This is a genomic window from Streptomyces sp. NRRL F-5122 (assembly GCF_001507435.1).
Classification (GTDB): domain Bacteria; phylum Actinomycetota; class Actinomycetes; order Streptomycetales; family Streptomycetaceae; genus Streptomyces; species Streptomyces lannensis.
Map to the genome: position 1 here is coordinate 138,126 of NZ_LMWH01000290.1, position 11,804 is coordinate 149,929.

The window sequence follows — 11,804 nt, forward strand, 5'->3', positions numbered from 1 at the left end:
CCGCGGCGGCGCGGTCTCCGCGTCCGGACATGTCCGGAGGTCGGGCGCCCGCGGCCGGGACCGGCCGCGGGCGCCTTCGTGTCCGCCGGGGACGGTCACAGGGGCCGGTTCACAGGCCGGACGCGGCCCGGGCTATGTCGGCGGCGAACGTCGAGACCTCGGTGTAGACGCCGGGGTAGCCGGCCCGTGCGCAGCCTTCGCCCCAGCTGACGATCCCGACCTGGAGGTACGCGCCGGTGTCGTCCTTGCGGAACATGGGCCCGCCGGAGTCGCCCTGGCAGGTGTCGACGCCGCCCTGCGGGAATCCGGCGCAGATCTCCTCACCGGGCACGAGATCACTGCCGTAGGCCTGCCGGCAGGTGGCGTCGTCGACGAAGGGGACCGTGGCCTTGAGCAGATAGCGCTGCTGGCCGCCGCCTTCCCGGGCCGCGCCCCAGCCGGCGACGGTGAAGTCACCGCGGTTGTAGGCGGTGGTCGTGGCGATCTTGAGGGTGGGCAGGTCGATGGGCTGGGCGAGTTTGATCAGCGCCCAGTCCCTGCCCTTGCCGTTGTAGCCGGGGGCCTGCAGCACCTTCGTCGATCTCACCTTGACCGCGCTGCCGCTCTGCAGGTCGACGACGCCGGCGGTGGCGGTGATGGAGGTGGTGCTGCCCGAGCCGTCCACGCAGTGCGCGGCGGTCAGCACCACGTTCTTGGCGTACAGGGCGCCGCCGCAGCCCATGGACAGCCGCACCATGAACGGGAACTCGCCCTGGGCGGCACGGGTGCCGCCGACGACGGGCCGGGGAGCCGCCTGCGCGGCCGACGGCTGGAGCGAGAGGGCGGCGAGCACGACGGTGAGGGCCGCGAGTGCTCTTGTGAGGCCGCCTGTCTTCTTCAGGAACTTCAACGTCTTTCCTTCCGTGGGGGGTTGGCCGCAGGACGGCAGCACATCAGTACCTGACATGCTCCCGCCAAAGCCTGACGCCATGGTCGGAGAGCCGGGCAGGCGGGACAAGAACCGGTTTCCGGCCACCGCGCGGCGCGGCACGGGCGCCGTCGGCGCGCACACGCCCACCACCGGGAGGAGGCACGCCTACAGTGGAGTCAGTGCTGGCGCCTTCAGGGGGTACGGACGTGGCGAACGGCGGCCCGGTCGAGCACGGATTTCCGCATCTGGACACGGTGCGGGCGGCGATCACCGCGTTGTACAAGCGACTCTCGTACGACACCGTCCGCAGCTTCGCGGTCAGCGTGCCCCCCGCCGACGTGGCGTTCTCCGACCAGGACGACCTGCACCTGGGCGCTCAGCGCGTGGCACACGAACTGGTGCGGCACTACGGACTGCCGGACGCACGTATGATCATCAGCTTTCGCGAGATGACCCATGCCGCGTACGTGGAACTGACCGCGGGCCCGGAGTACTTCATCGAGCTGAACGACCGGTTCCGCGCCCACCGCAGGGACATCGGCGCCGCCCTCGCGCACGAGGTGATGCACGTCTTTCTGCACCGCCTCGATCTGGCCTTCCACGGCACGCGCGACAACGAGATCCTCACCGACACCGCGGCGGCCTACCTGGGGGCGGGCTGGCTGCTCCTCGACGCCTACCGCGAGGACGCGGCCTCGTCGCAGAAGCTCGGCTATCTGACCCCGGAGGAGTTCGGCTACGTCCTCGCCAAGCGGGCGCTGCTGTTCGGGGAGGACCCGGCGATCTGGTTCACCAGCCCGCAGGCGTACACGGCGTACACCAAGGGTCTGGCCCAGGCCCGCCGCGACGAGCAGCAGCCGCCGCTCACGGCGGCCGGCTGGGCGGGCCGCCGCCGCTACGCCAAGGACCGCCGCTACGCCCAGGACCACTGCGACCCCGGCGCGCATCCGGGCGCGCCGTACTCCTTCAGCACGGCCGGCCGGGGCCCGCTGAGCGTCTCCTTCCCCTGCCCGACCTGCCATCAGCGCATCAGAGTGCCCGTGCAGGGGCGGGTGCGGGCGCGCTGCGGGCTGTGCCGGACGGTGCTCGAGTGCGACACCTGAGACGCGGCGAGCACCCATCGGCACCCGCAAGACGGCTTCGAGGTGGCGCGGAACACCTCAAATGTCTTTGCCCGGGGCGCCGTGGACAGGCGAGGGTCGATACATGGACACGCACGAACCGCCGGAGCTGATCACGGCGGTGCACGAAGGAGACGAGGACACGGTCGTACGGCTGCTGCGCTCGGGCGCGAGCCCGGAGTCGGCGGACGCGGAGGGCCAAACGGCCCTGTACCTGGCGTCGGTGGGCGACGCACCGGGCATCGTACGGCTGCTGCTGGCGGCCGGCGCCGACCCCGACCGCCTCAGCGCGGACGCCGACGCACCGCTGTGCGGCGCAGCCTGCGGGGGCCACACCGAGGTCGTACAGGCACTGCTGGCGGCCGGGGCGACGGCGGATCTGGAGGAGGAGTACGGGTTCCGGGCGCTGACGTGGGCGGTGCAACTGGGGCATGCCGACATCGTCCGGGCGCTGCTCGCCGCGGGCGCGGACCCCGACCTGCCCGGCCCCGGGGGCCGGCCGCCGCTGGTGGCGGCCGCCCGGCGGGGCTCCCCGGACTGCGTGCAGGCGCTGCTGACCCACGGGGCGCGGGCCCGGCGGGAAGCACTCGCCGAGGCGCGGCGCTGGTTGCGGCTGGACGTCGCGGCGGAGCTCCGTGCGGGCCTCGAGACGACGCACGGACCCGGCCACGCGTACGACACGCGCCGCTTCGAACAGGAGCCCGGCACGGTGACCGTCGAGGTCACGCTCCTGCGTGACGGGCGGCCCGTTGCGGGGAACGACCAGCAGACCGGACACGCCGTCATAGTGGGCCTCCTGGCGGGCGGGCCCGGCACGACCGAGGGGTGACGGGCAGCGCCTCCCCTCGGAATCGGCCGCGAAACCCCGCGGCACACCGGTCCGTCCACCGGGGGTGCCGTCAGGAACGGACTCCGCGGATGCGCTGTCCCGCCCCGTACACGGCCGTCGGCACCTCGGCGTCCTTCAGCAGTTCCCGCGCCGTCCGCCCCGCCTCCTCCGGGGTCCGGCGCACTCCCCCGTCGGCGCTCGGACCCCGCCGCCACCCCTCCATGACCGTGATCCGCCCACCCTCGACCTCGAAGACCCGGCCGGTGACCCCGGCACTCACGGCGCAGCCGAGCCAGACGACCAGGGGCGAGACGTTCTCGGGGGCCATCGCGTCGAAGCCCGTGCCGGGCGCGGCCATCGTCCGGGCGAACGTGCGCTCGGTCATCCGGGTGCGCGCAGCGGGCGCGATGGCGTTGACCTGCACGCCGTACGGCCCGAGTTCCTCCGCCGCGACCAGCGTCAGAGCGAGGACGCCCGCCTTGGCCGCGCTGTAGTTCCCCTGTCCCACGGCACCCAGCAGTCCGGCGCCGCTGCTGGTGTTGACGACACGGGCACACGGGGTGCGCCCGGCCTTGGCCTCGGCCCGCCAGTGCGCCGCCGCATGTCTCAACGGCAGGAAGTGGCCCTTGAGATGGACCCGCACGACCGTGTCCCAGTCGTCCTCACCGAGGTTGACCAGCATCCGGTCGCGCAGGAACCCGGCGTTGTTGACGAGGGCGTCGAGTCGCCCGTAGGTCTCCAGCGCCGTCGTCACCAGCGACGCGGCACCCTCGTCGGTCGCGATGTCGCCGTGGTGCGCGACGGCCTCGCCGCCTGCCTGACGGATCTCGTCGACCACACGCCCGGCCGGGCTGCCGGCACCGGGCGCGCCGTCGAGTCCGACTCCCAGGTCGTTGACGACGACCTTCGCGCCCTCGGCGGCGAACGCGAGGGCGTGGGCACGGCCGAGACCACGGCCCGCACCGGTGACGATCACTGCTCGGCCGTCGGCGATACCCCGCACGTCGTGTCCTCTCGTCCGAGTGTTCCGTTCGTGCCGCTCCTGTTGACGGATCGACTTGTCGTCAAGTCGTCGCTGTCCGGTCGGCCCCGAGCCGGTGGCCCCTGTGCCGATGTCCCCGAGGTGCCGGGCCTGTTCGCGGCCGCCGCGTCCAGGAACGCCGGCCGCTCCCCTCCCCCGTGGACGAGAAGGCTCGCGCCGGTGATGTACGCGGCGGCGTCCGAGGCCAGGAAGACGGCGGCCCGGCCCACGTCGGACGGCTCGGCGAGCCGCTCCAGCGGAACGGTGCGCGCGACGGCCGCGACACCGTCCTCCCCGCCGTAGTGCAGGGACGACGACTCGGTGCGGACCATCCCGACGACGAGCGTGTTGACACGGACCTCCGGCGCCCACTCCACCGCCATGGACCGGGCCAGACTCTCCAGCCCCGCCTTGGCCGCCCCGTACGCGGCGGTGCCCGGCGAGGGCCGGCCGCCGCTGACGCTGCCTATCATCACCACGGCTCCCCGGGTGCGCCTGAGGTGCTCGTACGCAGCGAGCGAGACGGTCAGCGGCGCGACGAGATTGAGCTCGAGGACGCGGGCGTGCCGTTCGGGGCCTGCGTCGGCGAGCGGCCGGTACGGGGCGCCGCCCGCGTTGTTGACCAGGACGTCGACGCGGGGCAGCGCGTCGAAGAAGTCCCGGACGGCCGCCGGGTCGCATACGTCGAGCGGGGCGAACTCGGCCCCTTCGAGCGGGTTTCGGGGGGCCTGCGGGCACACACCACGACGGCGGCACCGGCGTCGAGGAACGCCCGGGCGATACCGGCCCCGATGCCTCGGGTGCCGCCCGTGACGACGGCGGTCCTGCCGTGCAGACTCCCGGCGGTCCCCTCGGGCGAGTTGTCCATAGGGCCTCCCGTCGGATTGCGCGGACTGCTAGCTTCGAAGAGCACCTAACAAACGTTTGGTGGAAAGGTAGCTGATGTGCCCATGGGTGTCTCCACCTCTCGCCCGGAAATCGGGGTAGCGGTCGTCACGGCCGACTTCCCGCCGGTGAACGCACTGCCGGTGACCGGCTGGTTCGACCTGGCCCACGCCGTGCGGTCGGCGGGCCACGACCCGGAGGTCCGCTGCGTCGTCCTGGCCGCGGAGGGCCGCGGGTTCAACGCGGGTGTGGACATCAAGGAGATACAGGCCGAGGGCCACGGTGCGCTGATCGGTGCCAACCGCGGGTGCTTCGAGGCGTTCGCCGCGGTGTACGAGTGCGAGGTCCCGGTCGTGGCGGCGGTCCAGGGGTTCTGCCTGGGCGGCGGGATAGGGCTCGTGGGCAATGCGGACACCGTCGTGGCGAGCGAGGACGCCGTCTTCGGGCTGCCGGAGCTGGACCGCGGGGCGCTCGGCGCGGCGACGCATCTGGCGCGCCTCGTCCCCCCGCATCTGATGCGGGCCCTGTACTTCACCTCACGCACGGCGACGGCGGCCGAGCTGCACGCGCACGGCTCGGTGTGGCGGGTGGTGCCCAGGGACGCGCTGCGCGCGGCCGCCCTGGAGCTGGCCCGGGAGATCGCCGCCAAGGACGGCGGGCTGCTCCGTCTCGCCAAGGCGGCCATCAACGGCATCGACCCGGTGGATGTGCGCCGCAGCTACCGCTTCGAACAGGGCTTCACGTTCGAGGCGCAGCTCGGCGGTACGGCAGCCCGTGTCCGGGACGCCTTCGGCAAGGAGGACGCATGAGGGACAAGACGATGACCGCCGACGAGGTGGTCTCCCGGCTGGAGAGCGGCATGACCCTCGGCATCGGCGGCTGGGGGTCGCGCCGCAAACCGATGGCCCTGGTGCGGGCACTGCTGCGCTCCCCGGTCACCGACCTCACGGTCGTCTCGTACGGCGGCCCGGACGTCGGCATGCTCGCTGCGGCGGGCCGCATCCGCACTCTGGTCGCCGCGTTCGTCACCCTCGACACGATCCCGCTGGAACCGCACTACCGCGCGGCCCGGGAGAGCGGTGCGCTGGAGCTGCTGGAGGTCGACGAGGCGATGTTCATGTGGGGTCTGCAGGCCGCGGCGAACAGGCTGCCGTTCGTGCCGGTGCGGGCGGGTATCGGTTCGGACGTGATGAGGGCCGCCCCGAGTCTGCGGACGGTCACCTCCCCGTATGCGGGCCGATGGCCGTCGACGGTCGGGGGCGCGGGCGCCGTCCCGGCCCGGCAGGAGGAGTTCGTCGCCATGCCCGCGCTGCGGATGGACGCCGCCCTGGTCCACGTCAACCGCGCGGACCGGCTGGGCAACGGTCAGGACGTCCTCCACGGCGGCCGGGTCCACTCCCGCACGCGCCACCAGCGCTTTCAGCACATGCGCGCCCAGGTCGGCCGGATGGACCCCGCTCAGCCCGCCCCGGCGCCGCCCGACGGGCGTGCGGACCGCTTCGACGATGTAGGCCTCGGCCATGTCGACTCCCTCGCGACGGACGGTGGTTCACAGAGCGCTACTCACGGACGGCGATCCCGTCGAGCACCATCGACAGGTACTGCCGGGCGATCTCCTCGGGGCTGTGGTGTCCGCCGGGGCGGTACCAGGACGCGGCGACCCACACCGTGTCGCGCACGAACCGGTAGGTCAGCCGGACGTCGAGGTCGCTGCGGAACGTCCGGGCGGCGACCCCCCGCTCCAGCGTCGACAGCCATGCCTTCTCGAACTTGCGCTGCGACTCCGCGAGGAACGTGAACCGTTCCTGCGCCACGAGTTGCCGGGACTCCTTCTGGTAGATCGCGACGGCCGCGCGGTGCCGGTCGATCTCCCGGAAGGACTCCGTCACCAGCGCTTCCAGGGTCTCGCGCGGACCGAGTGCGGCGGCGAGGACGCTGTCGTAGCCGTCCCAGAGCTCGTCGAGGAACGTGCGCAGGATCTCCTCCAGCATCGACTCCTTGGAGTCGAAGTGGTAGTAGAGGCTCCCCGCGAGCATCCCGGCATGGTCCGCGATCTTGCGTACGGTGGTGGCGTTGTAGCCCTGCTCGGCGAAGACCTCGGCGGCGGTGTCGAGGAGTTCGCGGCGGCGGGCGGGCGCGGCGGTCACCTGGGGCTTCTTCTTGGTCGGCACGGACCCATTGTGATCCCGGCGGCAGGCCGGCACCGCACCCCTCCAGGGTCTGTCGTTCGGATCAGGTCGGCTGGGAGGGACCGCGCCTTTCGGCCGACGCCGGCATGGTCCGAACGACAGGCCCTAGGCATGCTGACTGCTGACGGCGACGATCTCGCCGGTCATGTAGGAGGAGTAGCCGGACGCCAGGAACACGATCACATTGGCGACCTCCCACGGCTCCGCGTACCGCCCGAAGGCCTCCCGCGCGGTCAGTTCCTCGAGCAGTACGGGCGTGGTCACCTTCGCCAGGTGCGGATGCATGGCGAGGCTCGGCGCGACCGCGTTGACCCGCACCCCGTAGGCGGCGGCCTCGATCGCGGCGCACCGGGTCAGGGCCATCACGCCCGCCTTCGCGGCGGCATAGTGCGCCTGCCCGGACTGGGCGCGCCAGCCGACCACGGAGGCGTTGTTGACGATGACGCCGGCACTCGTCTCCTTCATGGCGCGCAGGGCGGCCCGGACACAGCGGAACGTGCCGCCCAGGGTCACGTCGAGCACCTTCGACCACTGCTCGTCGGTCATGTCGACGAGGGACGCCGTGCCGCCGAGGCCGGCGTTGTTGACCACGATGTCGAGCCGTCCGTGCAGCCGGGCGGCCTTCTCGAACAGGGCGTGCACCTGGGCCTCGTCCGTGACGTCGCAGGCGGCCGCGGCCACGGCGTCCCCGAACTCCCGGCTCAGCTCCGCCTCGTGTTCCTCGAGCCGGCGCACATGCGCGTCGCTGATCAGTACGCGAGCACCCTCCTCCAGGAACCGGCGCGCGGTCGCTCCCCCGATGCCCTCACCGGCCGCCGCGGTGATCACGGCGGTGCGTCCCTCCAGCAGCCCGTGAGCGGCCACGTAGGACGGACTCTCGACGCCTGTCATGGGTCCACGCTAACCTACCAAACACTTGTTAGGGAAGCCCGTCTTCGAAGGGTGCCGCCGTGGACCTCGCCCACTCCCCCGCCGACGAGGCATTCCGCGCCGAGGCCCGGTCCTGGCTCGCCGCGCACGTACCGACGGCCCCGCTCCCCTCCCTGGAGACCGAGGAGGGGTTCGCCGCCCATCGCGCCTGGGAGGCCGAACTGGCCGCCGACCGCTGGTCGGTGGTCTCATGGCCGACCGCGTACGGCGGACGGGACGCGGGGCTCGTACGGTGGCTGATCTTCGAGGAGGAGTACTACGCGGCGGGCGCGCCGGGCCGGGTCGGCCAGAACGGCATCAACCTGCTGGCGCCGACCCTGTTCGACCACGGCACCGAGGAGCAGCGCGCCCGTGTGCTCCCCGCGATGGCCACCGGCGAGGTGGTCTGGGCACAGGCGTGGTCGGAGCCGGAGGCGGGATCGGACCTGGCCTCCCTGACCTCCGGGGCCGTGCGCACGGAGGGAGGCTGGCTGCTGCGCGGCCGGAAGACGTGGTCGTCGCGGGCGGCCTTCGCCGACCGTGCTTTCGGGCTGTTCCGCAGCGATCCGCGGCCCGCGAAGCCCCATCAGGGTCTCATCCACCTCATGTTCGACCTGCGTGCACCGGGGGTGACGGTACGGCCGGTCGGCCGTCTCGACGGTCGGCCCGCCTTCGCCGACCTCTTCCTGGACGACGTCTCGTGCCCGACCGGGACGTGATCGGTGAGCCGGGCCAGGGCTGGCGGGTCGCCATGGCCACGGCGGAAAACGAGCGCGGGCTCACCCTGCGCTCGCCCGGCCGCTTCCTCGCCGCCGCCGACCGGCTGCTGGACCTGTGGCGGGCCGAGGGCAGCCCGGCATGGGCCCGCGACCGGGTCGCCGACGCCCTGATCGGGGCCCGCGCCTACCAGTTGTTCACCTATGCGGGGGCCTCCCGGGCGCTGGAGGGCGAGCCGATGGGCCCGGAGTCCAGCCTGAACAAGGTCTTCTGGTCCGAGTACGACATCGCCCTGCACGAGACGGCGCTCGATCTGCTGGGCGCGGAGGGCGAGTCGGCGCACGGCGACTGGGCCGAGGGCTATGTCTTCTCGCTCGCGGGCCCCATCTACGCCGGCACGAACGAGATCCAGCGCGACATCATCGCCGAGCGCCTGCTCGGCCTCCCGAAGGGCCGCCGCTGATGCGCTTTCTGCCCACCGCCGAGCAGCGTGCCTTCGCCCTTTCGCTGGACGCGCTGCTGACCGCCGCCGGCACCCCGTCGGTCGTACGCTCCTGGAGCGCCGGGGACCACGCACCGGGGCGGGCGCTGTGGTCCCGGATAGCGCGGACGGGGGTCTTTGAGCTGGCCGTTCCGGAGGCGTACGAAGGCGTGGGCCCGCTGCCCGTCGAACTGGCGATGGCCTTCGTGGAGCTGGGGCGCCATGCGGTGCCGGGCCCCGTGGTGGAGACGGTGCTGGCGGCGGCGCTGCTCGCGGATGTGCCCGAGCAGGCACGGCGGTTGCTGCCGGGACTGTGCTCGGGCAGGACCGTGGCCACGGTGGGCGCGCCGTACGCACTGGACGGGGACGTCGCGGACGTCGTGCTCGCGCTCCGGGGCCAGCAGGTGTGGCTCGCCCCCGGCTGCCGGCCGGGGACGCGGACATCGCTGGACCCGGCCCCCCGGCTCGCCACCCCACTGTCCGGTGGCGAACCGCTGGCCGGCGCGGCTCCCGCGCGGGCCCTTGCCTGGGCGCGACTCGCCACGGCCGCGCAGTCCCTCGGGGTGGGCCTCGCGCTCCTGGCCCGAACCGTCGCGTATGTCGGGCAACGTGTCCAGTTCGGCGTGCCCATAGGCGCGTTCCAGGCTTCAAGCACCGGCTGGCGGACACGAGGATCGCCCTGGAGTTCGCACGGCCGCTGGTCTTCGGGGCGGCCCTGACGATGGCCCCGGCGGACGTCGCCGCCGCCAAGGTCGCGGCGGGCGAGGCCGCGTACGCGGCCGCCCGGACCGCACTGCAACTGCACGGCGCGATCGGCTACACCGCCGAGTACGACCTCTCCCTGTGGCTGACCAAGGCGCGCGCGCTGCGCACTGCGTGGGGTACCCCGGCCGAGTGCCGCGCCGTCGTCCTCAGCGGGGCCCGCCCCCGCCGCTGAGGGCCGCCCCCGTCCGTGTGGTCACCTCACGATGCCCTTGGCCCGCGCCTTGGTCAGCCACTTGGGGAACTCGCCCACCAGACGGTCGTACAGCTCCGCGTCGGACACCTTCCGCGGATCCCCACCGGCGTGGAAGAAGCCCGCGTTGTCGACGATGCGCTTGTCCGGCACCGGCAGTTCGTCGAGCCTTCGCAGGAAGTCGAACTGCTTGCTGTCCGCGTCGCCGAACTCGATGAACTGCCAGAACATCGGCAGCCCGGCCGCCTTGCACAGATACCGTTCCGCGGCGGGCCTGCTGACGGGGCCGCCGTCGGTCTGGAAGACGACGAAGGCGGGGTCCGTGGTGCCGCTGTCGAGGTAGTGGTCGATGACGGCGTCCATCGCCAGGTGGTAGGCCGTCCTGCCCATGTGCCCGAGCCCGGCCACGATCCGGTCGATCCGGCCCTGGTGGTCGTCGAGGGAGACATGGGTGACCGCGTCGATGTCCGTCGAGAAGAACACGACCGGCACCACCCCGTCGTCGTCGAGGTGCGCGGAGAGGCCGAGGACCCGGTCGGCGAGCGCCTGCACGCTGCCGTTCTCGTAGTACGGCTTCATGGATCCCGAGTAGTCGAGGACGAGGTGGACGGCGGCCCGCTGCCCGCCGAGACCCTGTCCGGCGAGTGCGACCCCGGCGCTCTTGTACAGGCTGACCAGCGCGGGCGCCGTCTCCTCCATCTTGCGGAGGCTGATGGCGGCCATACGGGCTCCCTGGTGCTGCGGGGACGGGAGCCCGGCATTACGGCAAGGATCGCCCTCGCCGATCACGGTCCGCGCAAGTTCGCTATTTTGTTCGCCGCCGTCCCCACCGGCCCACCATCATCCATTTCTGTTCGAGGAGCCGGCCGTGGCGTCCGAATCAACCGTGACCACCTGCTACCGCCATCCCAAGGTGGAGTCCCATGTCCGCTGCACCCGCTGTGACCGCTACATCTGCCCGGACTGCATGCGCGAGGCGGCCGTCGGCCACCAGTGCGTGGAGTGCGTGAGGGAGGGCGCGCGGTCGATACGCCAGGCGCGCACGGTGTTCGGCGGGCGGGTCACCACGGCTCCCGTGCTGACGTACGTCCTGATCGCGCTCAACGTCCTCGTCTATCTCGGCGAGTTGGTGCGCCCGGCGATCGTGGACCGGTTCGCGATGCTGGGCGCCGTTCTTCGGGGACCGGACGGCGGGCACTATCTGTGGCAGTACCCGTATCCCCCGGAACTGCACGCCGAGGGCGTCGTCGGCGGACAGTGGGAGCGGCTGCTGACCGGCGCTTTCCTGCATCTGCCGCCCACCCAGGGGACCTTCGGGATCCTCCACATCGTGATGAACATGGTGTCGCTGTGGAACATCGGCCGGGTGGTGGAGGCCCAGCTGGGCCGCGTCCGCTATCTCGCGCTCTACCTGCTGTCCGCCCTCGGCGGTTCGGTGCTCGTCCTGCTGCTCGCGCCCGGCTCCCCGACGGTCGGCGCGTCCGGCGCGATCTTCGGTCTGGGCGCCGCGTACTACGTCATGGCCCGGCGCCTCGGCGCCGACATGAGCACCGTCAACCGCTTCATGGCGGGCCTGCTGCTGTGGCTCCTGATCTCCGCCGGTCTCACCTCCTGGCAGGGGCACCTCGGCGGTCTGCTGGCGGGCGCGGTGGTGACGCTGGTGTACGCATACGTGCCCCGGGGCCCGCGCCGCGGCGCGGTCCAGGCGGCCGCGTGTGCCGGGCTGCTGATCCTGCTGGTGCTCCTGACCGTCGGAAAGGTCACCGCACTGACCGGGGGCTGAGCGG

Annotated in this window: 9 protein-coding genes and 5 pseudogenes; 7 read left to right on the forward strand and 7 right to left on the reverse strand. The window is 72.5% G+C overall.

The annotated features are described in order from the left end of the window. Positions 1–109: 109 nt before the first annotated feature. Positions 110–889: a S1 family peptidase gene (locus tag ADL25_RS41765; protein ID WP_234381271.1), complete on the reverse strand. Its 780-nt coding sequence runs from the start codon at positions 887–889 to the stop codon at positions 110–112. 227 nt (positions 890–1,116) lie between these two features. On the opposite strand from ADL25_RS41765, the gene ADL25_RS41770 reads away from it, so the two are divergent. Further along, a complete protein-coding gene (locus tag ADL25_RS41770; protein WP_059133167.1) occupies positions 1,117–2,013 on the forward strand; it encodes a hypothetical protein in 897 nt (298 codons plus the stop codon). 103 nt (positions 2,014–2,116) lie between these two features. Next, positions 2,117–2,860, forward strand: a complete 744-nt coding sequence (locus ADL25_RS41775) for an ankyrin repeat domain-containing protein (protein WP_059133168.1) — start codon at positions 2,117–2,119, stop codon at positions 2,858–2,860. A gap of 70 nt (positions 2,861–2,930) precedes the next feature. Here ADL25_RS41775 and ADL25_RS41780 read toward each other — a convergent pair whose 3' ends face one another. Both ADL25_RS41780 and ADL25_RS41785 read right to left on the reverse strand, forming a co-directional pair. Further along, the gene (locus ADL25_RS41780) at positions 2,931–3,863 is read right to left on the reverse strand and encodes an SDR family oxidoreductase (RefSeq protein WP_059133169.1); all 933 of its coding nucleotides are present in this window, start codon (positions 3,861–3,863) and stop codon (positions 2,931–2,933) included. After that, positions 3,833–4,749: pseudogene (locus ADL25_RS41785) on the reverse strand (SDR family oxidoreductase). The gene ADL25_RS41780 and the pseudogene ADL25_RS41785 overlap by 31 nt, the downstream one beginning before the upstream one ends. A gap of 82 nt (positions 4,750–4,831) precedes the next feature. Between ADL25_RS41785 and ADL25_RS41790 the strand changes: the two are divergent. Continuing rightward, positions 4,832–5,575: an enoyl-CoA hydratase family protein gene (locus tag ADL25_RS41790; protein ID WP_059133170.1), complete on the forward strand. Its 744-nt coding sequence runs from the start codon at positions 4,832–4,834 to the stop codon at positions 5,573–5,575. Continuing rightward, a pseudogene (locus ADL25_RS47430) lies at positions 5,572–6,135 on the forward strand (CoA transferase subunit A); the annotation flags it as partial. The gene ADL25_RS41790 and the pseudogene ADL25_RS47430, both read left to right, overlap by 4 nt. On the opposite strand, the pseudogene ADL25_RS47435 reads toward ADL25_RS47430, so the two are convergent. The 3 genes and pseudogenes from ADL25_RS47435 to ADL25_RS41805 all read right to left on the reverse strand — a co-directional run. Further along, positions 6,133–6,288 (reverse strand): annotated as a pseudogene (locus tag ADL25_RS47435) (acetyl-CoA C-acetyltransferase); the annotation flags it as partial. The pseudogenes ADL25_RS47430 and ADL25_RS47435 sit on opposite strands and share 3 nt — an antisense overlap. A 37-nt stretch (positions 6,289–6,325) precedes the next feature. Then, positions 6,326–6,937, reverse strand: coding sequence for a TetR/AcrR family transcriptional regulator (locus ADL25_RS41800; protein WP_059133172.1), 612 nt, complete (start codon positions 6,935–6,937; stop codon positions 6,326–6,328). A 123-nt stretch (positions 6,938–7,060) separates the two neighbouring features. Then, the gene (locus tag ADL25_RS41805; RefSeq protein ID WP_059133173.1) at positions 7,061–7,846 is read right to left on the reverse strand and encodes an SDR family oxidoreductase; all 786 of its coding nucleotides are present in this window, start codon (positions 7,844–7,846) and stop codon (positions 7,061–7,063) included. Between the two features lie 59 nt (positions 7,847–7,905). Here ADL25_RS41805 and ADL25_RS41810 point away from each other — a divergent pair. After that, positions 7,906–9,044, forward strand: a pseudogene (locus tag ADL25_RS41810) (acyl-CoA dehydrogenase family protein). Further along, positions 9,044–9,999: pseudogene (locus ADL25_RS41815) on the forward strand (acyl-CoA dehydrogenase family protein). Before ADL25_RS41810 ends, ADL25_RS41815 begins: the two co-directional pseudogenes overlap by 1 nt. A 21-nt stretch (positions 10,000–10,020) precedes the next feature. Here ADL25_RS41815 and ADL25_RS41820 read toward each other — a convergent pair. After that, the gene (locus ADL25_RS41820; RefSeq protein WP_059133174.1) at positions 10,021–10,740 is read right to left on the reverse strand and encodes a vWA domain-containing protein; all 720 of its coding nucleotides are present in this window, start codon (positions 10,738–10,740) and stop codon (positions 10,021–10,023) included. A 145-nt stretch (positions 10,741–10,885) separates the two neighbouring features. Between ADL25_RS41820 and ADL25_RS41825 the strand changes: the two genes are divergently transcribed. Continuing rightward, positions 10,886–11,800 (forward strand): rhomboid family intramembrane serine protease, encoded by a 915-nt coding sequence (locus tag ADL25_RS41825; RefSeq protein WP_059133175.1) that lies wholly within the window; start codon positions 10,886–10,888, stop codon positions 11,798–11,800. Positions 11,801–11,804 lie beyond the last annotated feature (4 nt).